Below are 21255 nucleotides of genomic sequence, written 5' to 3'. Positions count from 1 at the left end.
GCCCGCCGCGCCGTTCAGGAGCAGAGCCGCGCGATGCCCTGCGCGATGTCGGGATCCGCCGCCAGCACATCCGCGACCAGTTCGCGCGCGGTGGCCATCAGATCCTGCGCCGGCACGATGCGGTCGATCAGCCCGATCGCCAACGCCTCGTCAGCATCAAGCCTTGCCCCCGCCATCAGGATCAGCCGCGCCCGCGCCGGACCGACCAGCGCGACAAGGCGGCGGCAATCCGACGGCTGCGGCAGAAAGCCGAGGCGCATCACCGGATAGAAGAACCGCGCCCCCGGCACGGCGATGCGCAGGTCGCAGGCAAGCGCCATGCCCACCCCCCCGCCCGCAAGCGTGCCGTTGAGCGCCGCGACCTTGAGCGCGGGAAGCGCCGCAAGCGCATTCGACAGCCGCTCCCAGTCGGGCGAAAGCGTCATGCCCGCGCGCGCCGCGTCCAGGTCGGCGCCGGCGCTGAACACGCGTCCCTCTCCGGTCAGGATCAGCGCCCGTGCCTGCGTTGCGCTTTCGGCAATGTCGGCCAGGCGCGCCAGCATCGCGGGTGTCAGCGCATTCGCCTTGTCGGGGCGGTCCAGCGTGACGATCCAGAGCCCGCCTTCTTTCTCAAGCCGGATCATGCGAGCCCCGCGCGGCGGCGGATTTCGGGGTCGCGCAGCGAGATTTCCTGCCCGATATACGGATCAGAAGCTGCGGAACACATCCAGAGCAACGCCCGCGCCGGCCATTCGGGCGGGACATGGTCGGACCAGTCGAGCCGGCTCACCCGGTTGACGCCCGAGGCGCGAATCTCGCGCTGCATGTCGGTCGCGACCGTCCCGGGGCTCAGCGCCATCGCGCGGATGCCACGTTCGCGCAGCTCGGCATCAACGCTCGCGGTCAGCATCAAAGCCCCGGCCTTCGCGGCGCAATACTGGCTCCAGCCCTCGAGCGGCGCATGGGCCGCGCCCGAACTGATCGTCAGCACCGTGCCGCGCCCGGCCGCGAGCATGGGCGGCAGCGCGGCGCGGATCGCGTGAAAGACGCCCTTCAGGTTGATGTCGATGCCCCGGCCCCAGGCATCCGCGTCGGCCTCCGCCAGCGATGCGATCGGGCCGATCACGCCCGCGTTGGCAATCAATATGTCGAGCCTGCCGAATCGCGCGAGCACCGACTCCACCGCCTGCGTCACGGCCTTATGATCCGCCACGTCGCAGGCCAGCGCGAGCGCCTCGCCCGCGTCTTTCATCGCGTCGATTTCACGCGCCAGCGCCTCGATGTCGTCGCGGCTGCGCGCAAGCAGCGCCACATTCGCGCCCGCGGCGGCGAAAACCCGCGCGGCAGCGGCACCGATGCCCCGGCTGGCGCCGGTAATCAGCACGGTTTGTCCTGCCGGCATCGCCTGTCCTCTCCGCCCGTTCGTGTCGGTTCGCGCCCGTGCCTCCTGTCGTAGTGCCGCAAATCGTTCAGGTCCAGTCCCCGCGCCCTTGACGCGGGGGCGGCGAGCGAACAGCATGCGGCGCGTCGTTGTACGAAAGGTTGCATTCATGACAATTGCATTCTCGCCCTGGCGTGGGATCACGACCGCCGTTGCGCTTTCCGCGTTCGCCACGGCCGCCCACGCCGATCTGAGCGCTCAGCAGGTCTGGGACGACTGGCGCACCTATATGGAAGATTCGGGCTATGAGGTCACGGGCGAGGAATCCGCCTCGGGCGGGAAGCTGACGGTCACGGATGTCCGCATGTCGCTCGAGCTGCCGGACTCCTCCGGCGGCGTGGAGATCACCATGCCCACGCTCGAATTTTCCGAGCAGGGCGACGGCAGTGTCGAGATCGGCCTGCCCGAGTCCTTTCCCATGCAGTTCGAGGGCCGCACCGAGGACGACAAGGATTTCGCGCTCTCGGTCGAATACCGGCTGGACGCGAGCAGCATGTTCGCTTCGGGCGATCCCGGCGACACGCGCTATGTCTTTCGCGCCACGGGCATAACGCTCGAACTCGTCGAGGCGAAAATCGACGGTGAGGCGCTGCCTGCCGATGCCGCGAGCGGCAAGCTGGCGCTCGATACCGTGACCAGCCACACCACCATGAAGCAGGGCGACAAACGCGACTATGAACAATCCACCGAAGCCGACCGGCTGACGTATGATGTCGCCTATACGGCCCCCGATTCCGGTGAAGACGTCGCGCTCAAGGGCGAAATGCGTGGCGTCCGCTTCACGGGGGCGGGCGGCTTCCCGGCCGGGGTCAATGCTGCCGATCTGGCCGGCCTGATGAACCGCGATGCGGATTTCGAGGGCACGCTTTCCTTCCTGTCGGCATCGAACGAAGCAAGCGGCAAGGACGAGGACGAATATTTCAACCTCAAGACCTCGTCCCGCGACGGCGCGCTGTCCTTCGCCATGAAGGACGGCCACCTGCGATATGAACTGGCGCAGGAGGGGCTGACGGTCGATGCCTCGTCCAGCAGCCTGCCGATGCCTGTCACGATCGAGATCGAAGAGGCGGCGCTGCGGCTCGACATGCCATTCACCAAGGCCGAGGAAGCGCAGGATTTCTCGCTCTCGGCCCGGCTCAAGGATTTCATCATGGCCGAATCCGTCTGGGCGCTGTTCGACGAAAAGAAGACGCTGCCCCGCGATCCGGCGAATATCGCGCTCGACCTGAGCGGCCGGGCGAAGCTGCTGTTCGACTATCTGAATCCCGAAGTGGCCGCCGAACTCGAGGAATCGGGCGAAGCGCCGGGCGAGATCGAGGAAATCAACATCGACAACCTGCTGGTGTCGATGCTGGGCGCAAGGCTGACCGGCAAGGGTGCCTTCACGTTCCATAACGAGGACACCCAGACCTTCGACGGCTTTCCCCGCCCTGAAGGCACAGCCGAGATCGAAATCACCGGGGCGAACGGGCTGCTGGACCGGCTGATCGAAGGCGGTTTCCTCGACAAGGACAGCGCCATGGGCTTCCGCATGATGCTGAGCATGTTCTCGGTCCCCGGCGAGGGCGAGGATACGGTGACATCCGCCATCGAGGTGAACGACAAAGGCCATGTCCTGGCGAACGGGCAGCGTCTGCGCTGAACATGCCCGCGCCCTGATGATCGCGGGTTTGATCGTGGGGGCGGCCGTGGTGCCGCCCCTTTTTCGTCCGCGCAAGACCCGCCGCGCCGGATTGCACGGCCCACGCCTTGCAGGAGGGGCGGGCGATAGCTACCTGCAAGGCGCAGCGATTCTGTTTGAAAGGTTCCCATGACCCGAAGGCTCGAAGATATCGCCGGGGCGGCCCTGACCCGTGCCCGGACCGCCGGCGCCGAGGATGCGGACGTGATCCTGATCGCGGGCAGGTCGGTTTCGATCGACATCCGTTCGGGTGCGCTCGAACAGGCGGAGCGTTCGGAATCGGTGGATATCGGGCTGCGGGTCTTTGTCGGCAGGCGGCAGGCGATCGTTTCCGCCTCGGACACCCGCGAGAACACGCTCGACGCCATGGCCCTGCGTGCGATCGCCATGGCGCGCGAGGCGCCCGAAGACCCCTATGCCGGCCTTGCGGAGCGCGGACAACTTGCGGCGGAACGTGACGCCGCGCCGCTTGAGCTCGCCGATCCGGCACCGGAACCCACCCCGGCGCAGCTGGAACAGGACGCGCGGCGCGCGGAGGCGGCGGCGCAGGCCGTGTCCGGGGTCAGCCAGGTCGATGTGGCCAGTGCCGCCTATTCGTCGAGCGAGGTCTTTCTGGCCGCGAGCAGCGGATTTTCCGGCGGTTATCGCCGCACCGCGCGCACCACCGCCTGCGTCGCCATCGCCGGGAGCGGAACCGGCATGGAGCGCGACCACGACGGCGACATGCGCATCTGGCAGAACGACCTGCGCAGCCCCGAAGAAATCGGCACCTGCGCGGGCGAGCGGGCCGTGGCGCGGCTTGGGGCGCGCCGGCCCCGCACCGGAGCCTATCCGGTCCTGTTTGACGAGCGGGTCGCCGGGTCGCTGATCGGTCATCTTCTCGGGGCCGCGAACGGCCTTGCGGTGGCGCGGGGTGCGTCCTGGCTTGCGGATGCGCTCGACAAGCCGGTGCTGCCCGAGGGGCTGTCGCTGATCGAGGACCCGCACCGTCCCCGTGTGAGCGGCTCGCGTCCGTTCGACGGCGAGGGGCTTGCGACACGGCGGCGCGCCATCGTCGATGCGGGCCGGCTGACCGGCTGGACGCTCGACCTTGCAAGCGCGCGCAAGCTCGGCATGGAGCCGACCGGCAACGCCGTGCGCGGCATCTCCTCGCCGCCGTCGCCCGGCAACTGGAACATTGCGCTCACCCAGGGACAGCGCACGCGCGGGGATCTGATCCGCGACATGGGCACGGGGCTTCTGGTCACGTCGCTGATCGGCGCGACCATCAACCCCAACACCGGCGATTATTCACGGGGCGCTTCGGGGTTCTGGGTCGAGGACGGAGAGATCACCGGCCCGGTGAACGAATGCACCATCGCCGGCAATCTGCGCGAGATGCTGCTTGGCCTGCAACCCGCCGATGATGCGCGCCCCTGGCTGTCGCGCGTGGTGCCTTCGCTCCTTGTCGAGGGAATGACCATTGCCGGAAGCTGAAAACGACCTTGCCCTGCTGACCGAAGCCGCCCGTGCCGCGGGTGAGGTCGCGCTCGGCATGGCGGGGCCGTCGCTGCGCCACTGGGACAAGCCGGGCGGCGCCGGACCGGTCAGCGCCGGCGATCTGGCGGTGAACGACCTGCTCGAGGACCGCCTGCGCGGGGCGCGCCCGGATTACGGCTGGCTGTCCGAGGAATCGCCCGACGATCCGGCGCGGCTCGGGCAGGAGCGTGCCTTCATCGTCGATCCGATCGACGGGACGCGCTGCTATATCGACGGCAACAAGTCCTGGGCCCATGCCCTGGCCATCACCCGCGGCGGCGAGGTCGAGACGGCGGTGATCTACCTTCCCCGCCTCGACCTGCTTTACCACGCCAGCCGGGGCGGCGGCGCCTTTCTGAACGGCCGGCCGATTTCCCCCTCTCCGCAGAGCGACCTGGAACATGCCGAGATCCTCGCGGCGCGGCGGGTGATGGAGCCCGGAAACTGGCGCGGCGGCCATGTGCCGCATTTCCGCCGCGCGCACCGGCCGTCGCTGGCCTGGCGCATGGCGCTGGTGGCCGAGGGGCGTTTCGATGCCATGCTGACCCTGCACCCGGCGTGGGAATGGGACATCGCCGCCGGCGATCTGATCCTGCGCGAGGCGGGCGCGCTCTGCACCGACCGGCGCGGGCATGGCCTGCGGTTCAACAATCCCGTGCCGCAGACCGACGGGGTGGTGGCCGGGGCGGCGGCGCTGCACGGCCAGATCCGCACCGCCCTGCGCGAACCCTGACGCCGCTTGACGCGTGACCCGCTTGGCGTAGGTTGCGGGCATATCTGCGACCCTGAAGGAGCACCCATGACCAAACGACTGCATCTCGTCTTTGGCGGCGAACTGATCGACCCTTCGCAGACGCGGTTCCGCGATGTGAACGACATTCATATCGTCGGCATGTTTCCCGATTACGAAAGCGCCCATGCGGCCTGGAAGGCCGAGGCCCAGCGCACCGTGGACAATGCACACATGCGCTACTTCATCGCCCATATCCACCGGCTGCGCGACGAAGCGACCGAGGCCTCGCCGACCGAGGAGCTCGGCTGAACCCATGGCCGTGCGGCATGGCTTCACGGCGGGATGGCGGCAGCCACCGCGGATGCCGCCGGATGCGCTCCCGGGGGGCCGCCCCGGTGCGGCCGACCGCCGCAAGGATGGCCGCGAACTGGTCTGGGCCCATGCCACCAGCAGCGCCCGGCTTGCCGTGCTGCATGAACTCGGCCAGCGCCTGCAGACCCAGCGCGGCGACGTCGACCTTCTGATCACGGTCGAACAGGGGCGCATCCCCGGCCTGGCCGCGCTGCGCGACAGCGATGTCGCCCGGCTGGTGATCCTCGACGGGGACCGCCTGGCGCCGCTGGAACGGGCGGCGGGGCGCTGGCCGCCCGACCTGTGCCTCTGGCTCGGCGGGCACCTCATGCCGAACGTGATCGCGGCGGTGGCGGCGACACGGGCGCCGCTCGTGCTGCTGGATGTGGGCGAGGCCGACCTGCCCGAGCGGCGGCGGCGCTGGTTCATCGACCATACGCGGCGCAAGCTCGCCACCTTCGACCGGGTGCTGACCACAAGCGCCGGCGCGGCCGCGGCCATGCGCCGCCTTGGCGTGACGGACGAGCGGATCACGATCATGAGCCGGCTGCGCCCCTCGGTGCTGCCGCCCCCCTGCCCCGAGACCGATCTCACCGCATTCACCCAGGCCCTGTCGAGCCGCCCGGTCTGGCTGGCCGCCCATGTGAAGGCCGAGGAATTCTCCGCCGTGATCGAGGCGCACCTGATCGCGCTGCGGCTTGTTCACCGGCTGCTGCTGGTGATCCTCCCGGAACGCGAAACGGATATCGAAACGCTTCGGCCGATGCTGGCCGCGGCCAATCTGCGCTTTGCCGCCTGGAGCGACGGCCCCGCGATCGAGGATCACAAGCAGGTTTTGATCGCCGATGGCGGTGCGGGCACCGGGCTCTGGTATCGCGCGGCGCCGGTTGCCTTTCTCGCCGGATCGCTCGCGCCCGGGATGCGCGGCATCTGCCCGCTCGAGGCCGCCGCGCTCGGCACGGCCATCCTGCACGGGCCGAACGTGCGCGACCACCAGGAAAGCTATGCACGTTTCGCCGCCGCCGGCGCCGCCCGGATCGTCAATGACGGCCTGTCGCTCGGCTCAGCGATCATTCAGCTCACGCCACCCGATCAGGCGTCGGAACTCGCCCTTGCCGGCTGGCGGGTGATCACCGAAAGCGCGGAGGCGACCGACCGGCTGCTGGACCTGGTTCAGGAGACGCTGGATACCGGGAGCGTGCCCCATGCGCGCGCCTGACTTCTGGAACAATCCACCGGATGCGCCCGGCTGGCAGGCGCGGGCGCTGGCGCCGCTCGGCGCAGTCTATGCCAAGGCGACCGCACGCCGGATCGCGGGGGGCGCGCCCTTTGACCCCGGCATCCCGGTCATCTGCGCGGGCAATCTGAACGCGGGCGGCAGCGGCAAGACGCCGACGGTGATCTGGCTTTGCGAGGCACTCGCCCGGATGGGCCATGCGCCGCATGTGCTCTCGCGCGGCTATGGCGGCAGCGCGACCGGCCCGCTCGAGGTCGATCCGCGGCGCCACAGCGCGGCCGAGGTCGGGGACGAGCCGCTTCTGCTGTCGGCCTTTGCCCGCACCTGGGTGGCCCGGGACCGCCCGGCAGGCGCCCGTGCCGCGGCCGCAGCCGGAGCCAGCGTCCTGGTGATGGATGACGGCTTTCAGGATCCGGCACTCGGGAAATCGTTCGCGCTGCTGGTGGTGGATGCGGAAACCGGCTTTGGCAACGGGCGCTGCCTGCCGGCCGGGCCGCTGCGCGAACCGGTCGCGGCGGGGCTTGCCCGGGCCGATGCCCTGCTTTCGATCGGCCCCGCGCCGGCGCAGGACCAGTTCACGGCCCGCTGGGGCGCGGAAATCCGCGTCCCGCATGTGACCGGGGCGCTCGCGCCGCTCAGGACCGGCATGACATGGGAGGGCACGCCGGTGCTCGCCTTTGCCGGCATCGGGCGGCCGGAGAAATTCTTTGCCACCCTGCGCGGGCTTGGCGCCGATCTGCGGCGGGCCGAGGCGCTCGACGATCACCAGCCGCTGTCGCCGGCGCTGATGGCCCGGCTCGAAAATGAGGCGATGCTGCTCGGGGCGCAGATGGTGACCACCGAAAAGGACGCGGTGCGCCTGCCGCCCGCCTTCCGCATGAAGGTGATCACCCTGCCGGTGCGGCTCGGGATCGAAGAGCCCGAACCGCTGCTTGCGCTGCTGCGAAAGGCCGCGCCCCCGCCTGCATGAGACGGGGAAGCCGGATCATTCGCCGGCTTTTTCAAGCTCGGAGTCGAGCAGCCTGGCGAAATCCTCGTAGGACTGGTTCGAGACCAGCGTGCCGTTGACGACAAAGCTCGGGGTGCTCTCGATCTCGTCCCTGTCGCGATTGTCATCATACCATTCCACCAGCGCCTGCGCCTTGTCCCCATCCTGAAGGCAGGCTTCAAGCTGCGCGTCGTCCAGCCCCGCGACGCGGCCGATCTTGCGCAACTGGTCAACAGCGAATGCATTCATGACTTCGTCAGGGCCGGGGGCAGGAACCCATTCATCCTGCTTTTCAAAGATCAGGTCGTTGATGCCGAAGAACTTGTCCTCGCCGCCGCAGCGCGCGACCATCGAGGCCCAGAGACCGAAACGGTCGAAATAGACCTCGCGGTGAATCCAGCGCACCTTGCCGGTGTCGATGTAGTTCTCCTTGATCTGCTTGAACGGCCCCTGTGTGAAGGCGGCGCAATGCGGGCAGGTATAGGAGGCATATTCGATGACCTCGACCGGCGCATCCTCGGCCCCGAGAACCATCTCGTGAATCTGTGCCGAGCTGTCCCCGGCAGCGGTTTCTTCCTGCGCCTGATCGGCGGCCGTCTCTTCCGTCGCCGGATCCTCGGCTGCGGTTGCGCCGGCTTCGGACTCTGCCGCCTCCTCCTGGGCCATGGCGGCGCCGATCAGGGCGGGCTCCTCGCCGGCTTTCGGGCTCAACGCCAGGTAGCCGCCCAGCGCCAGCAGGGCGCCGGTGACGATCACCGCTGTCATTCGCTTCATTTCAGCCTCACTTTCAGGGTTTCGTTCTGGACAATATATTGCAGGCAAGCTGTTCGAGCGCGGCGCGCAGCGGCTCATTCTGCACGCTGTCTGCTACGTTGCGCGCGCGTGCGGACAGCTCCGGTGCGGGCTCCCGGGGGGGAACTCCCGGCGCCGCGCGGCCATCGGCGGGCGGCGGCGGCGCATAGGGCGTCTGGTCCTCGGCCAGGGCGGTGGGCGCGGTCTGGGTGATACGGACGCGGCTGATCGCGTTATAGCCGTAGACCGCGTTCACCTTTTCGCGCAGCCGTTCCTTCTGCATCTCCAGCATCACCGCCTGCGGGCCGGTGGTCAGCAGCGTGAGCGTTGCGCCCAGCCCGCCGCGTCCATAGGTTACCTTGACCGGGCGCGCGACCGGCGCGATTGCGGGGCCGGCGATCTCGTCCCAATGGGTGAGCAGCCGCGACACGGCAAAGCCCCGGCTTTCGCCCACACGGCGGATCTGTTCGCCCAGAAGCGCCGAGGTGCGCTTGAACCCGCGCGTTGTCGCCCGCCGTTGCGCCATCGTGTCCTGATCGTGCCTTTCCTGTTTCTCGCAGTCATTCTAGGGATCGGGTGGAGGGATACCAGTGCCAGCAGAAAGCAGCGCATAAAGAAAATGTGTAACAGCCGGATCAGCGCCTTGTTGCTTGCCTGGTATGACGACCATGCGCGCACCCTGCCCTGGCGGGTCGGCCCCGCGGCGCGGGCCAAGGGCATCCGCCCGGACCCCTATCGCGTCTGGCTGTCGGAGATCATGCTGCAGCAGACCACTGTCGCCGCCGTCCGGGGCTATTTCGAGCGGTTCACCGCGCGCTGGCCCGACATCCATGCGCTGGCGGCGGAACAGGAGGGCGAGGTCATGGCCCAATGGGCGGGGCTCGGGTATTACGCGCGGGCGCGCAACCTGCTGAAATGCGCGCGCATGGTGGTGCGCGACCATGGCGGGCGGTTCCCGGACGACCATGCCGCCCTCCTCGCCCTGCCGGGCATCGGCCCCTATACGGCGGCGGCGATCGCCGCGATTGCCTTTGACCGGCCGGAAACGGTCGTCGATGGCAATGTCGAGCGCGTCATCGCGCGGCTGTTCGACATTCACGCCCCGCTCCCGGGCGTGAAGCCGCTGCTGCGCGAACGGGCCGCCACGCTGACCCCGCAGCAGCGTCCGGGCGATCACGCGCAGGCGATGATGGATCTCGGCGCGACCATCTGCACGCCGCGCGCGCCGGCCTGCGGCATCTGTCCGCTGCGCGGGCCTTGCGCCGGATTTCGCGCCGGCGATCCCGCGAGCCTGCCGCGGCGCCTGCCGAAACGCGCGAAACCGACGCGGCGCGGCACCGTTTATATCGGCCGGCGCGAGGACGGGGCCTGGCTGCTCGAGCGGCGGGGCGAGAACGGAATGCTCGGCGGGATGCTCGGCTGGCCGGGCTCCGACTGGGACGACCCGGAAGCCGCCGGCCATGTCCCGCCGGCCGCGGCCGAGTGGCAACTGCTCGCGGAAGAGGTGCGCCACAGCTTCACACATTTCCACCTGATCCTTGCGGTTCAGGTCGCGACGCTCCCTGCGGATGCCAGGCCCACGCGCGGATTCTTCGTCGCCGGCGAGGATTTCCGGCCGGCCGACCTGCCGACCCTGATGCGCAAGGCCCATGCGCTGGCCGACGAAAAAGGCCCCGCCGGAAACGGCGGGGCCAAGGTGGGGCAGCCCGAGACAGCGGGCGCCCGGCGGTAGACTGTCCTGCAATGTCGTGTGAGGTTGCGGATTATCCCTGCATTTCCGCGCGGATCTGCTGGCGCAGCACGTCGATCGACACCAGTTGCCCGTCACGCCTGAAACACCAGTAGGTCCAGCCGTTGCAGCTTGGCGCGCCCTCGTAATGGGCGCCGACCTGGTGGATCGAACCCTTCACATCGGCGCCGACGAGCGTGCCGTCGGCGCGCAGCCGGGCCTTGAAACGGCGGTTCGCGGAGTAAAGCTCTTCGCCCGGGCGCAGCATTCCGCGCTCGATCAACTGACCGAAGGGAACGCGGGGTTCGGCCCGTTTCGACGCGCTGACCTCGAGCGCCTCGCGGTCGAACTTGCGCACCTTCGCAAGGCGCTTTTCGGCGACCCGGCGATAGGATTCCTCGCGCTCGATGCCGATATATTCACGGCCGAGCATCTTGGCGACGGCACCCGTGGTGCCGGTGCCGAAAAACGGGTCGAGCACCACGTCGCCCGGGTTGGTGGTGCCGACCAGCACCCGGTGGAGAAGCGATTCGGGCTTTTGCGTCGGATGCGCCTTGTCGCCCTTTTCGTCCTTGAGCCGCTCATGCCCCGAACAGATCGGCAGCACCCAGTCGCTGCGCATCTGGACCCCTTCGTTCAGGGCCTTCAGCGCCTCGTAGTTGAAGGTATATTTCCCGCCCTCGGACTTGCTGGCCCAGATCATTGTCTCATGCGCGTTGGTCAGGCGCTTGCCGCGGAAATTGGGCATCGGGTTCGACTTGCGCCAGACCACATCGTTCAGGATCCAGAACCCCTGATTCTGCAGCGCGGCCCCGACCCGGAAGATGTTGTGATAGGAACCGATCACCCAGATCGCTCCCTGCGGTTTCAGCAGCCGCCGCGCGGCGCTCAGCCAGTCGCGGGTGAAGGCGTCATAAGCCGCGAAGGAAGAAAACTGGTCCCAGTCGTCGTCAACCGCATCCACAAGGCTGTTGTCGGGACGATGCAGCGTGCCGCGCAACTGCAGGTTGTAGGGCGGATCCGCGAAAATGAGGTCGATCGACTCGGCCGGCAGGGAATTCATCACCTCGATGCAATCGCCATCGAGAATACGGTTAAGCGGGAGCGCCTCTGCGCCCTTGACCCTGGTCATCGTCATTCACTGCCTCATTATCGGGCGATTTGTGCCCTGTGGTTGAGCAAAGGATGAGTCAAACCGGAATCCGGGTCAATTTCTTTTTGAATCAGGCGCTTATGGATTTTTCTTGATACAACATCTTGTGGACGGGAGCGAAAGATCGCCTATGGTGTGGGGTCACGCCAAGATCTCGAAGCGCTTCTCTGTGGCTTTTTGATCCATATCCCATGTTGGTCTCCCAGCCATAGCCCGGAAACTGTTGCGCCAGATCCGCCATCAGCCGATCGCGGCAGGTCTTGGCCATGATCGAGGCGGCGGCGATCGACAGGCAGCACCCGTCGCCGCCGACCACCGCCCGCGCCGGGAGCGCCAACCCGTCGGGCAACATGCGGCCGTCGATCAGCACGAAATCGGGCGCGGGATCCAGCGCCGCAAGCGCACGGATCATGGCAAGGTGGCTTGCGCGCAGGATATTGAGCGTGTCGATCTCGGCCACATCCGCATGGGCGACGGAAACGGTGGCGCAGGCCGCGATCTCGGCGGCAAGAACCTCGCGCCGCCGCGCGGTCAGCCGTTTGGAATCGTCGATGCCGTCGGGAACCGCAGCAAGGTCGAGCACCACCGCCGCCGCCGTCACCGGCCCGGCGAGCGGCCCGCGCCCGACCTCGTCCACCCCGGCGATGCGCAGAAAGCCGCGCTGCCGCAACGCGGCCTCGTGGCTGGAATCGGGACCGGGACGGTCGTTCTGCCGGAGGCACATGGCTCAGCCGTCCTGGGCGACGCTCTGGCGCTGTTCGCCCAGCCCCTCGATGCGCATCACCATCTCGTCCCCGGCGCGGAGGAACACGCGGCTGGGTTTCTGCGCCATGCCGACACCGGAGGGCGTGCCGGTCGCGATCAGATCGCCCGGGTGCAGCGTCATCAGTTCCGACAGGTGCGAGATGATCCGCGCAACGCTGAAGATCATGTTCCCGGTGTTGCCGTCCTGCATCCGCCGGCCGTTCACGTCCGAGGTGAGGCCCAGCTTCTGGGGGTCCGCGATCTCGTCGCGCGTGACCAGCCAGGGACCGACCGGGCCGAAGGTGTCGCAGGATTTGCCCTTGGTCCACTGGCCGTTCAGCTTGCTCTGGAAGCGGCGTTCGCTGACATCGTTGACGATGCAGTAGCCCGCCACGTGGTCGAGCGCCTCGGCCTCGGAGAGATATTTCCCGGCCTTGCCGATCACCACGCCAAGTTCGACCTCCCAGTCGGCGTGGCGGGATTCGCGCGGCAGGCTCACGGTGTCGTTCGGCCCGCAGATCGCGGAATTCGCCTTGAGGAACAGGATTGGATATTCGGGGATCTCGGACCCCGTCTCGGCCGCATGATCGGAATAGTTCAGGCCGATGCACAGGAACTTGCCGATATTTCCGACGCAGGGACCAAGGCGCGGATTGCCCTCGACCAGCGGCAGGTCCGCCGGATCGAGCGCGCGCAGCCGCGCCAGCGTCGCCTCGTCCAGCGTCGCACCGGTGATGTCGGCAACCTCGCCCGACAGATCGCGGATCCGGCCATCCTGATCGAGCAGCCCCGGCTTCTCGGTTCCTGTTTCTCCGTAACGCAGCAATTTCATGGTGAACCTTCCCTGTTGATGATCCGTTGCGCGGACCTGGCGCTAGCGCGCGCCCTCCGCAAAGGCGGCGCCGTGGCGGCGGCGCAATTCGGCCTTCTGCACCTTGCCCATGGTGTTGCGCGGCAGTTCCCCGGCCATGACGTAAAGGCGCGGCTGCTTGAAGCGGGCCAGCCGCTGCGCGAGCGTGTCCCGGATGACGCTCTCGTCCGGGACACGGCCCGGCTCGGGCACCACCACGGCGACGAGCCCCTCGCCCATGTCGGGATGCGGCACCCCGATCACCGCTGATTCGAGCACCCCCGGCACGGCGTCGATCAGTTCCTCGATCTCGCGCGGATAGATGTTGTAGCCGCCCGAGATCACCAGATCCTTCTCCCGCCCGACAATGGTCACGTAACCGTCCTCGGCGCGCCGCCCGAGATCCCCGGTGATGAACCAGCCGTCCGCGCGCAGTTCCGCCGCGGTCTTTTCCGGCATCTGCCAGTAGCCCCGGAACACGTTGGGGCCGCGCACCTCGATCATCCCGGTCGCGCCCGTGGCGACTTCGGTCTCGGTGCCGGGTTCGCAGATGCGCAGTTCCACCCCCGGCAGCGGCAGGCCGACGGTGCCGGGGCGGCGTTCGCCCGCGTAGGGGTTGGAGGTGTTCATGTTGGTTTCGGTCATGCCGTAGCGTTCGAGAATCCGGCTCCCCATGCGGGCCTCGAAACGATGGTGCGTTTCCTCGAGCATCGGGGCGGAGCCGCTGATCCAGACGCGCATGTGCCCGCCGAGCGCGCGGTCGAAACGCTCGTCCGCCAGCAGCCGGGTATAGAAGGTCGGCACCCCCATCATCGCGCTCGCCCGCGGGATTGCCGCGAGCACCGCATCCACGTCGAACCGCGGCAGGAACACCATCGACCCGCCAGCAAGCAGCGTCACGTTGATCGCCACGAACAGCCCGTGCGAATGAAAGATCGGCAGCGCATGAACCAGAACGTCATCCGCCGTGAAGCGCCAGCTATCCACCAGCGCCCGCGCATTCGACAGCAGGTTGCCCTGCGTCAGCATGGCCCCCTTGGAACGCCCGGTGGTGCCGGATGTATAGAGAAACGCCGCAAGGTCGCCTTCCCGTCGCGGCACGGGCGGGGCGGGATCGGCGGTCAGGGCCGCTTCGGCAAGGCTGCCATCGCCCGCGACCCCGAGCGTCTCGAACCGCGCCCCGGCACGGGCCGCCATATCGGACAGCGCGGCCGCGCGGCCGGGATCGGCCAGCAGCAGCTTCGCGCCGGAATCGGTCACGAAATAGGAAAGCTCCGCCGGGGTATAGGCGGTGTTGAGCGGCAGGAAGATGATGCCCTGCGCCGCGCAGGCGCCATAAAGCGCGATGGCATCCGGGGATTTTTCGACCTGCACCGCAAGCCGGTCCCCGGGTTCGAGCCCCATGGCCCGCAACGCGCCGCCGATCCGCTGCACGCGCTCCATGAACGCCCCGTGGCTGATCGTCTCGCCGGAGGGCAGATGCAGGAACGGGCTGTCGCGGCGCTCATGCTGCGCGAACAGCATGTCGTGGAGCGGGTTCATGACGGCTCTTTCTTCTCGGCCTGCCGCGCCAGCCCCTGCACGCGCCGGCTCGCTGCCGGGCGTCCCGCCGCGAGCCCGGCCAGATTGCGGGCGATGCGGTCGGGGTCGTACAGATAGTTCACCATCACCCCGTGCGACTGCCGGCGGCCCGATTCGGACAGATCGGCAGCCACGTGGATGTCGTGGATCTCGGCCCCGTTGCCGAGGTGGAACCGCGCCACCGGATCCTTCGGGCGCTGCCCCTCCATCCCGAGCAGATAGCGTGCGGCGATGCGCGGCAGTCGCGCGGCGGCATCATCGTCCTCGGGTGTAAGGGTCACCCCCTGCTCGGCCATCCAGACGGCAAGCCCGGGAATCGGCGAGAGGGTGACGAACGTGCGAAGCTGCGGACATTCCGCCGAAAGCTCCGCCACCACCTGCTTGATCAGCGAATTGCCGAAGGAGATCCCGGCCAGCCCGCGCTGGCAGTTGGAAATCGAATAGAACACCGCCGTGTCGGCCTTGCCCGGCTGAAGCGCCTTGCGCGTGCCGGTCAGCAGATCGTCGATCGCTCCGGGCACGCCGCGGGTCAGCGCCACCTCGACAAAGATCAGCGGATCGTCAGGCATGGCCGGGTGGAAAAAGGCAAAGCAGCGCCGGTCCGGCGGCTCGAGCCGCAGGCGCAGATCCTCCCAGCTGTGGATGGCGTGCACGGCCTCGTAATGGATGATCTTTTCCAGCACATTGGCCGGCGTTTCCCAGCTGATCGGGCGCAGCACCAGAAAGCCGCGATTGAACCACGACCGCAGCAGATGGCGCAGATCGGTATCGAGCCGCTTGAGCGACGGATGGTCGCGGGTGACGCGCAGCAGATCGCCGCGCATCTGCACGAGCTTGGCCGTGGCGCCGGGCACCCGGTTCAGGCGGCGGAACAGTTCCTGCCGGGGGGGTTCTGCCGCGGCCATGAGCGCGCGATAGTTCCTGATGCCCTGCTCGGCCTCGTAACGATCCAGCGCCTCGCGAAGCTCGCCGGTGTCGATGCCGCAATCATCGGCCAGAAAGCTGAAGAATGCCAGCCGCTCACCGTCGTCCATACGCCCATAACGGTCGAGAATGCGCCGCGCGAGTTCGAGTTCGGTCATCTCGTCCCCGGCCTCGAGCAGATCCCGGGCAAGCCGGTCTATGGGACGTGAATCATCGCCGCTGGCGCCCGCGTAGCGCCGCTCGAACACGGTATTCAGGAGATCTCCGAGCAGGCTCATGGTGCTCCCTCGCGCATTGCCTGCCCCATGCTTATCGGCAGTGCGCGGGATGCACAACTGCACCGCAACAGGGGCCGGCGGCGGCCGCATCGCGCCGCAGTTCCGACCCCCGCAAACCGGCGGGGCGACCCGGTTTAGGCATTTGCAATACCTGTTTGTGCGCTGTATATTTCAACCCGTGTCGTGGTCGCCCGAAGCGGCGCAGGAGGGATGCAGATGTCCTTTACACTCATGGCCGATGGCCGCACCGTGATCGACACCGCAGCACTTGCCGAAGCATTCGGCACCACCGCCGAGGAATTCGAGACAAGGCTGCATACCGGGGCGATTTCGCACTGGTTCGAACGCGGCGACGGCGATCAGGACAACCGCGCCCTTCCCGTATTCTTTGCCGCCGACAGCAACACGCGCGTGGAACTGGACGACGGCGGCAGGCCCCGCGTCGCGGCCCCCGCGCCTGCCGGAATGGTGCGGTGATCAGTCCCGGCGCACCGAGAATCAAGGGCGGGTCCGGGCAGTCATTCGGAAAGGAGCGACCATGTCGGATACGATCTTTCCCGGCAACACGGGCGAACTCGGCAGGACGCGGCGGGAACTCACGCCGCAGGCCAGCGCGGCGTTTGCGGATTTCAGCAAGGCCGTCTTTGCCGATGGCGCGCTTGACGCGACCACCAAGCAACTGATCGCCGTCGCCGTGGCCCATGTGACCCAGTGCCCCTATTGCATTCGCGGCCACACCAGATCGGCGCTGCGCCACGGCGCCACGGATGCCCAGATCATGGAGGCGATCTGGGTCGCTGCCGAGATGCGCGCGGGCGGCGCCTATGCCCATTCAGCGCTGGCGCTGGACGAGATCGAAAAGGCCGCGAACAAGGGCTGACCACAAGGGCTGACAGCAACCGGGGCAGAGCAGCCGCAGCAGGATTCACCACGTCAATCAACAAGGAAATCAACAAGGAGAAAGACCCATGACCCGCATGCTGACCACCCTTGCCGCCGCCGGGGCGCTCGCTCTCGCCGCCGGCGCGGCATCCGCCGAGGACGGCACCTGGACCGTCGAGTTCATGCCCATGAATGCCGATACCGCCGGCAGCGAGGCCGCAGGCACGGCCACGCTCACGGCTGCGGGCGATACGCTCACGATCCGCGTCGACGCCACCGGCACCACGCCCGGGATCGTGCATCTCCAGCATTTCCACGGCTTTGCCGAAGGCGACGAAAGCTCGACCTGCCCCGGGCTCGATGCCGACACCAATGACGACGGCATCATCGACCTGATCGAGACCGAACCGGCCGCCGGCACCACCATGGTGCCCTTCCACGGCGACCCGGCCAGCATGGCGATCGAGGCCGAGGGATACCCGACCGCCGATGACGAGGGCGCCTACAGCTATGAGCAGGAGGTCTCGCTTCCCGATCTCGAGGCCGCCTTTGCCGAAGCCTTCCCCGGGCAGGAGCTTGATTTCGGGCGCCGGGTCGTGTTCCTCCACGGGGTTGCCGAAGGCACCGATCTGCCCGATACGGTGCAATCGCTTGGCGATGTGCCCGCACATGTCACCCTGCCCATCGCCTGCGGCGTGCTTGAAGCCGCAGCAGAGTGAGTGACGCGAAACTTGCGATTCAGGAGGCCCGGCGCCATATGCGCAGGGCCACCCGCGAACCAGACTGACAGGAGTCCAGCTTGGCCACCAGCAAACCTTCTCAATCCGATACGCAATCCAGCCCGCTTGCGTCACTCGGGCGCATGATCGCGATCAGCAGCGGCAAGGGCGGCGTCGGGAAATCGACCGTCACCGCGAACCTCGCCGTGATGCTGGCGCGACAGGGCCTGAAGGTCGGGCTCGTGGATGCCGACCTCTACGGCCCCTCGATTCCGGGAATGCTCGGCCTGCCCGGCAACCAGCCCCCCGAGATGACACCGGATCACAAGGTGATCCCGGCCGAGGCGCATGGCGTCAAGGTGATCTCCATGGGGATGCTGACCGCCGACGACCGCCCGGCGATCATGCGCGGCCCCATGGTCGCGAAATACCTGCAGATGTTCGTCACCCAGGTGAACTGGGGCGAGCTTGACATGCTGCTGCTGGACCTGCCGCCGGGAACGGGCGACATCCAGTTGACGCTGGCGCAGGCCTTTCCGCTGGCCGGGGCAGTGGTGGTCAGCACCCCGCAGGACGTCAGCCTCAAGATCGCGCGGCGCGGGCTGCGCATGATGGAACAGGTCAAGGTGCCGATTCTCGGCATCATCGAGAACATGAGCGGCTTTACCTGCCCGGGCTGCGGCGAGGTCACGCATATCTTTCACCACGGCGGCGGGCGGAAGATCGCGGAGAACCTCGGCGTTCCGTTTCTCGGGGCGATCCCGCTCGACCCGGCGATCGTGGACAGCGGCGACAGCGGCAGGCCGGTGATCGAAATCGCACCAAACAGCCCCGCCGCCGAGGCCTATCGCTCGATCGCCGAGATGCTGTCGGGCGGGGTGGAAAACGCGGGCGGCATCGCCATCCCCTTCGACTGGGATATTGCCAGCGGCAAGGGAAAGCCCGACCCGGCCACCCATGGCGCGGCCGAGCGGCCCATGGCGCTGGATTACGACCCGACCGGGCTCACGATCCACTGGTCGGACGGGCAGTCGCAGACCATTGACCCGCGCGAATTGCGCCTTGCCTGCCATTGCGCAGCCTGCCGGGACGAGTTGAGCGGCAAGCGGCTCGTCGATCCGAAGCTCGTGCCGCTCGACGTTGCGCCGACTCGGATCTGGAGCGTCGGCAACTACGCGATCGGCGTGGCCTTCAGCGACCGCCACAACTCCAGCATCTACACCTGGCCGGCGCTGCGCGAACTCGACAGTGTCGAGGCCGAGGATGTCTGAACCCGCGCGCCGCCGCATCCGCGCCCAGGGCAGCCCGGGCCAGCCCCTGCTCATGCGCTTCATCCTCGAGGCGCCGGTGCAGGAGGGCCGCTCGGCCCTGTTCGAGAACGGCGAAAGCGATGCGCCGCTTGCGCAGGCGCTGTTCGCGATCGACGGCGTGCGCCGGGTGCAGGTGAGCGGGGAAACCGTGCTGGTGACGCGGACCTCGCGCCGCGACTGGGACGAACTCAAGGCGCCGATCGCTGCGGCGCTGCGGCATGTGCTGGACGCGACCGGTGAGCCGCTCGGCAGCGTGCAGGCGCCGACCCACACAAAGGAAAGCGACGCGGCCCTGCTGCGGGCGGTAAACGAACTGCTGGACAGCAAGGCCAACCCCTCGATCGCAAGCCACGGCGGCGAAGTCACCGCCGAAAGCGTCGAGAACGGCAATGTCTATATCCGCATGGGCGGCGGCTGCCAGGGTTGCGCCTCGTCGGCGCTGACTTTGCGGCGCGGGGTCGAGACCATCCTGCGCGCGGCCCTGCCCCAGATCGCCGAGATCGTCGACATCACCGACCACGCGAGCGGCGAGAACCCCTTCTACAAGAGCAGCACCGGCCAGAGCCCGAGCTTCCACCGCGCGATTCCGCCCGACCACATCGGCTGGGAAGACGGCGAACTGGTGATCGACCCGGATTACCTTGCGCCGCGTCTGGGGCTGACGCCGGATGCGCTCCACGCGGGGCTTGCGGCGGGCTCGATCATCATCAGTTCGCAGGCGCGCCCGGCGCCCTATTCCGACCAGACCCGGGTGGTCGCGCGCAGCCGCGACCGCGCATGGGCGGCCGATGTCCTCCCCGACGGGAGCGCACGCGAAGTGCCGCCCCCGCGGGAGATTTCCCCCGCAGAGCAGGCGGCGCTGACCTTCCCGCGCGAGGTGCGCGCCTATCTCGAAACCCTGCCGGCGGGCGCGATCCCGATCACCTATGGCCAGCTTGCACGCGGGCTTGGCATGTACGCGCCCGGTTCGGTCCGCAAGGTGACGGCGGCGCTCGAGGATCTGATGCGCGAGGACAGCGTGACCGGGCGCCCCTTCATCGCGGCCCGGGTGGTGGGGCGCGGGGCCGGGGGCATGCCGCGGCGGGGGTTCTTCGATCTGGCGCGCGCGCTCGGCCGCATGACCGGGGATTCCGAGCGGGAATTCCACGAACGCGAGCTGCGCGCGGGCCTTGCGGTGCCGCCGCCCGCCTTTACCGGCACCTGATCCGCGAGCGGCGAAAGGACACTCCCGGGGCGGTCATCCGCGGGGCCATGGCATGGAAAAACACGGGCTCGGGGCACATTTCTCCTGTTGACACGACCCTGCCGCGCGAGTGCATGAACAACTCCGATTTGCCCTCCCGAATCACTCTGTGCGGCGCCCGACAAGCAGGAGACGGTCCCCGATTATCTGACCGCTTTTAACCAAACTCCGTTTGACATTATTGTTTTCAATGTCAGATTCCCTTGTGTCAGGCAGTCATATCCTTGATCAACCGGGAATCCGTATGAGCCTGGGACAGAGTGACCGCCAATGGCGATCGCGGTAACGAAAATGTTTCCATAGTTCTCATTTGTTCATCCCGATCCGGCGCATGCCGTTGTTTTCAGGCCCATCGGACCGCAACCGAAGGCGTTACAAGTTGATAGGTAACCACAAGAATTTATTGAGAAAACCTGCTCATGGCCGTAATAGATCTCAGCACGTTCCCCGATGCGGAGAAAGATCTCGAGGGTTATCTGGATTCGATATGCCAGACTCATGAGCTGGACTTTGCGGCCTATGCCGGCACCAATCCGGTCGCCCAGACGTTTCATGGCGTCGTCAACTATCCAAGTGAATGGCGCGAACATTACGTTTCGCAGCATTTCGAAAATCGCGATCCGGCGCTGCATGTGGCCAGCCGCAGCGTTGCCCCGGTAGATTGGGGCAGAATCCGGGGCGAGCCGGCATTCGACACCATATTCCGCGCCGCGCATGATTACGGCGTTCCCGACCAGGGGCTGACGATCCCGGTGCGCGGCCCGTTCGGCGACATCGGCCTGTTCAGCGTGAGCCGCAGTTGCTCGGCGCATGAATGGCGCCTGCTCAAGTCCAAGGTCATCGGCGATCTGCAGCAGGCGGCCGTCCACCTTCATGACCATGTGGTGCAGTCGGATACGCTGACATCGGTTCTGGCGGTGCCGTCGCTGTCCTCGCGCGAGGTCGAGATCCTGCAATGGATCGCTGCCGGAAAGTCGCAGCAGGACGCGGCGGAGATCCTTGCGATCTCGCCCCGCACGATCGAGGTCCACCTGCGCTCGGCGCGGGAAAAGCTGGCGGCGCTGACCACGGCCCAGGCCATCGGGCGCGCCATTGCGCGGGGCCTCATCTACCCGGCCTGAA

22 protein-coding genes are annotated in these 21255 nt (G+C 67.6%); 13 read left to right on the top strand and 9 right to left on the bottom strand.

Annotated elements, in window-relative coordinates; translation table 11 throughout:
* Positions 1–14 precede the first annotated feature (14 nt).
* Both B0B01_RS08075 and B0B01_RS08070 read right to left on the bottom strand, forming a co-directional pair.
* Complete coding sequence (locus B0B01_RS08075) at positions 15–623, bottom strand: enoyl-CoA hydratase/isomerase family protein (RefSeq protein WP_076649350.1); 609 nt, start codon at positions 621–623, stop codon at positions 15–17.
* Positions 620–1381, bottom strand: a complete 762-nt coding sequence (locus B0B01_RS08070; protein WP_076649348.1) for an SDR family oxidoreductase — start codon at positions 1379–1381, stop codon at positions 620–622. The genes B0B01_RS08075 and B0B01_RS08070 overlap by 4 nt, the downstream gene beginning before the upstream one ends.
* 148 nt (positions 1382–1529) lie before the next feature.
* Here B0B01_RS08070 and B0B01_RS08065 point away from each other — a divergent pair, with 148 nt between their 5' ends.
* The 6 genes from B0B01_RS08065 to lpxK all read left to right on the top strand — a co-directional run bounded on the left by B0B01_RS08065 (position 1530) and on the right by lpxK (position 7910).
* The gene (locus B0B01_RS08065; protein ID WP_076649346.1) at positions 1530–3062 is read left to right on the top strand and encodes a DUF2125 domain-containing protein; all 1533 of its coding nucleotides are present in this window, start codon (positions 1530–1532) and stop codon (positions 3060–3062) included.
* Positions 3063–3230: 168 nt separating this feature from the next.
* Positions 3231–4577 carry a TldD/PmbA family protein gene (locus B0B01_RS08060; RefSeq protein ID WP_076649344.1) on the top strand — a complete coding sequence of 449 codons (1347 nt, stop codon included), beginning with the start codon at positions 3231–3233 and terminating at the stop codon, positions 4575–4577.
* Positions 4564–5352, top strand: coding sequence for a 3'(2'),5'-bisphosphate nucleotidase CysQ (locus B0B01_RS08055; RefSeq protein ID WP_076649342.1), 789 nt, complete (start codon positions 4564–4566; stop codon positions 5350–5352). The genes B0B01_RS08060 and B0B01_RS08055 overlap by 14 nt, the downstream gene beginning before the upstream one ends.
* Positions 5353–5418: 66 nt before the next feature.
* A complete protein-coding gene (locus B0B01_RS08050) occupies positions 5419–5661 on the top strand; it encodes a DUF4170 domain-containing protein (protein ID WP_076649340.1) in 243 nt (80 codons plus the stop codon).
* A 4-nt stretch (positions 5662–5665) separates the two neighbouring features.
* Entirely contained in the window at positions 5666–6922 is a 1257-nt protein-coding gene (locus B0B01_RS08045; RefSeq protein WP_159438964.1) for a 3-deoxy-D-manno-octulosonic acid transferase, read from the top strand.
* Positions 6909–7910 carry a tetraacyldisaccharide 4'-kinase gene (lpxK, locus tag B0B01_RS08040; protein WP_076649336.1) on the top strand — a complete coding sequence of 334 codons (1002 nt, stop codon included), beginning with the start codon at positions 6909–6911 and terminating at the stop codon, positions 7908–7910. The genes B0B01_RS08045 and lpxK overlap by 14 nt, the downstream gene beginning before the upstream one ends.
* 15 nt (positions 7911–7925) lie before the next feature.
* Here the strand turns inward: lpxK and B0B01_RS08035 are convergent, their stop codons facing one another.
* Both B0B01_RS08035 and B0B01_RS08030 read right to left on the bottom strand, forming a co-directional pair.
* On the bottom strand, positions 7926–8702 hold the full coding sequence (locus tag B0B01_RS08035) for a DsbA family protein (RefSeq protein ID WP_234967730.1): 777 nt from the start codon (positions 8700–8702) through the stop codon (positions 7926–7928).
* A 13-nt stretch (positions 8703–8715) separates the two neighbouring features.
* The gene (locus tag B0B01_RS08030; RefSeq protein WP_076649332.1) at positions 8716–9246 is read right to left on the bottom strand and encodes a DUF721 domain-containing protein; all 531 of its coding nucleotides are present in this window, start codon (positions 9244–9246) and stop codon (positions 8716–8718) included.
* Between the two features lie 93 nt (positions 9247–9339).
* On the opposite strand from B0B01_RS08030, the gene B0B01_RS08025 reads away from it, so the two are divergent.
* Positions 9340–10452, top strand: a complete 1113-nt coding sequence (locus B0B01_RS08025) for an A/G-specific adenine glycosylase (RefSeq protein WP_083946105.1) — start codon at positions 9340–9342, stop codon at positions 10450–10452.
* 31 nt (positions 10453–10483) lie between these two features.
* Here the strand turns inward: B0B01_RS08025 and B0B01_RS08020 are convergent, their stop codons facing one another.
* The 5 genes from B0B01_RS08020 to B0B01_RS08000 all read right to left on the bottom strand — a co-directional run bounded on the left by B0B01_RS08020 (position 10484) and on the right by B0B01_RS08000 (position 15979).
* Complete coding sequence (locus tag B0B01_RS08020; RefSeq protein ID WP_076649330.1) at positions 10484–11587, bottom strand: site-specific DNA-methyltransferase; 1104 nt, start codon at positions 11585–11587, stop codon at positions 10484–10486.
* Between the two features lie 85 nt (positions 11588–11672).
* Entirely contained in the window at positions 11673–12326 is a 654-nt protein-coding gene (locus tag B0B01_RS08015) for a ribonuclease HII (protein WP_076649329.1), read from the bottom strand.
* A 3-nt stretch (positions 12327–12329) separates the two neighbouring features.
* Positions 12330–13178, bottom strand: coding sequence for a fumarylacetoacetate hydrolase family protein (locus tag B0B01_RS08010; protein ID WP_076649328.1), 849 nt, complete (start codon positions 13176–13178; stop codon positions 12330–12332).
* Between the two features lie 42 nt (positions 13179–13220).
* Entirely contained in the window at positions 13221–14738 is a 1518-nt protein-coding gene (locus B0B01_RS08005; RefSeq protein WP_076649327.1) for a malonate--CoA ligase, read from the bottom strand.
* On the bottom strand, positions 14735–15979 hold the full coding sequence (locus B0B01_RS08000; protein ID WP_076649326.1) for a malonyl-CoA decarboxylase: 1245 nt from the start codon (positions 15977–15979) through the stop codon (positions 14735–14737). Before B0B01_RS08000 ends, B0B01_RS08005 begins: the two co-directional genes overlap by 4 nt.
* Positions 15980–16195: 216 nt before the next feature.
* Here B0B01_RS08000 and B0B01_RS07995 point away from each other — a divergent pair, with 216 nt between their 5' ends.
* The 6 genes from B0B01_RS07995 to B0B01_RS07970 all read left to right on the top strand — a co-directional run bounded on the left by B0B01_RS07995 (position 16196) and on the right by B0B01_RS07970 (position 21254).
* Positions 16196–16456, top strand: coding sequence for a DUF6522 family protein (locus B0B01_RS07995; protein ID WP_143733026.1), 261 nt, complete (start codon positions 16196–16198; stop codon positions 16454–16456).
* A gap of 61 nt (positions 16457–16517) precedes the next feature.
* Positions 16518–16859: a carboxymuconolactone decarboxylase family protein gene (locus B0B01_RS07990; protein ID WP_076649323.1), complete on the top strand. Its 342-nt coding sequence runs from the start codon at positions 16518–16520 to the stop codon at positions 16857–16859.
* Positions 16860–16947: 88 nt separating this feature from the next.
* Positions 16948–17580 carry a hypothetical protein gene (locus B0B01_RS07985; RefSeq protein WP_200805410.1) on the top strand — a complete coding sequence of 211 codons (633 nt, stop codon included), beginning with the start codon at positions 16948–16950 and terminating at the stop codon, positions 17578–17580.
* 80 nt (positions 17581–17660) lie between these two features.
* A complete protein-coding gene (locus tag B0B01_RS13575; RefSeq protein WP_076649321.1) occupies positions 17661–18851 on the top strand; it encodes a P-loop NTPase in 1191 nt (396 codons plus the stop codon).
* A complete protein-coding gene (locus tag B0B01_RS07975; RefSeq protein ID WP_076649319.1) occupies positions 18844–20094 on the top strand; it encodes a NifU family protein in 1251 nt (416 codons plus the stop codon). The genes B0B01_RS13575 and B0B01_RS07975 overlap by 8 nt, the downstream gene beginning before the upstream one ends.
* Positions 20095–20552: 458 nt before the next feature.
* Positions 20553–21254 carry an autoinducer binding domain-containing protein gene (locus B0B01_RS07970; protein WP_076649317.1) on the top strand — a complete coding sequence of 234 codons (702 nt, stop codon included), beginning with the start codon at positions 20553–20555 and terminating at the stop codon, positions 21252–21254.
* The last annotated feature ends 1 nt before the right edge of the window (position 21255 follow it).

It is taken from the genome of Pontibaca methylaminivorans, assembly GCF_900156525.1.
Lineage (GTDB): Bacteria > Pseudomonadota > Alphaproteobacteria > Rhodobacterales > Rhodobacteraceae > Pontibaca > Pontibaca methylaminivorans.
The sequence above is the reverse complement of the archived record's forward strand: the minus strand, read 5'-3'. Positions and strand labels throughout refer to the sequence as shown.

Coding starts and splice junctions, on each gene's coding strand:
- B0B01_RS08075 (WP_076649350.1), bottom strand. CDS start 623: ATGATCCGGCTTGAGAAAGAAGGCGGGCTCTGGATCGTCACGCTGGAC.
- B0B01_RS08070 (WP_076649348.1), bottom strand. CDS start 1,381: ATGCCGGCAGGACAAACCGTGCTGATTACCGGCGCCAGCCGGGGCATC.
- B0B01_RS08065 (WP_076649346.1), top strand. CDS start 1,530: ATGACAATTGCATTCTCGCCCTGGCGTGGGATCACGACCGCCGTTGCG.
- B0B01_RS08060 (WP_076649344.1), top strand. CDS start 3,231: ATGACCCGAAGGCTCGAAGATATCGCCGGGGCGGCCCTGACCCGTGCC.
- B0B01_RS08050 (WP_076649340.1), top strand. CDS start 5,419: ATGACCAAACGACTGCATCTCGTCTTTGGCGGCGAACTGATCGACCCT.
- B0B01_RS08045 (WP_159438964.1), top strand. CDS start 5,666: ATGGCCGTGCGGCATGGCTTCACGGCGGGATGGCGGCAGCCACCGCGG.
- lpxK (WP_076649336.1), top strand. CDS start 6,909: ATGCGCGCGCCTGACTTCTGGAACAATCCACCGGATGCGCCCGGCTGG.
- B0B01_RS08035 (WP_234967730.1), bottom strand. CDS start 8,702: ATGAAGCGAATGACAGCGGTGATCGTCACCGGCGCCCTGCTGGCGCTG.
- B0B01_RS08030 (WP_076649332.1), bottom strand. CDS start 9,246: ATGGCGCAACGGCGGGCGACAACGCGCGGGTTCAAGCGCACCTCGGCG.
- B0B01_RS08025 (WP_083946105.1), top strand. CDS start 9,340: ATGTGTAACAGCCGGATCAGCGCCTTGTTGCTTGCCTGGTATGACGAC.
- B0B01_RS08020 (WP_076649330.1), bottom strand. CDS start 11,587: ATGACGATGACCAGGGTCAAGGGCGCAGAGGCGCTCCCGCTTAACCGT.
- B0B01_RS08015 (WP_076649329.1), bottom strand. CDS start 12,326: ATGTGCCTCCGGCAGAACGACCGTCCCGGTCCCGATTCCAGCCACGAG.
- B0B01_RS08010 (WP_076649328.1), bottom strand. CDS start 13,178: ATGAAATTGCTGCGTTACGGAGAAACAGGAACCGAGAAGCCGGGGCTG.
- B0B01_RS08005 (WP_076649327.1), bottom strand. CDS start 14,738: ATGAACCCGCTCCACGACATGCTGTTCGCGCAGCATGAGCGCCGCGAC.
- B0B01_RS08000 (WP_076649326.1), bottom strand. CDS start 15,979: ATGAGCCTGCTCGGAGATCTCCTGAATACCGTGTTCGAGCGGCGCTAC.
- B0B01_RS07995 (WP_143733026.1), top strand. CDS start 16,196: ATGTCCTTTACACTCATGGCCGATGGCCGCACCGTGATCGACACCGCA.
- B0B01_RS07990 (WP_076649323.1), top strand. CDS start 16,518: ATGTCGGATACGATCTTTCCCGGCAACACGGGCGAACTCGGCAGGACG.
- B0B01_RS07985 (WP_200805410.1), top strand. CDS start 16,948: ATGACCCGCATGCTGACCACCCTTGCCGCCGCCGGGGCGCTCGCTCTC.
- B0B01_RS07975 (WP_076649319.1), top strand. CDS start 18,844: ATGTCTGAACCCGCGCGCCGCCGCATCCGCGCCCAGGGCAGCCCGGGC.
- B0B01_RS07970 (WP_076649317.1), top strand. CDS start 20,553: ATGGCCGTAATAGATCTCAGCACGTTCCCCGATGCGGAGAAAGATCTC.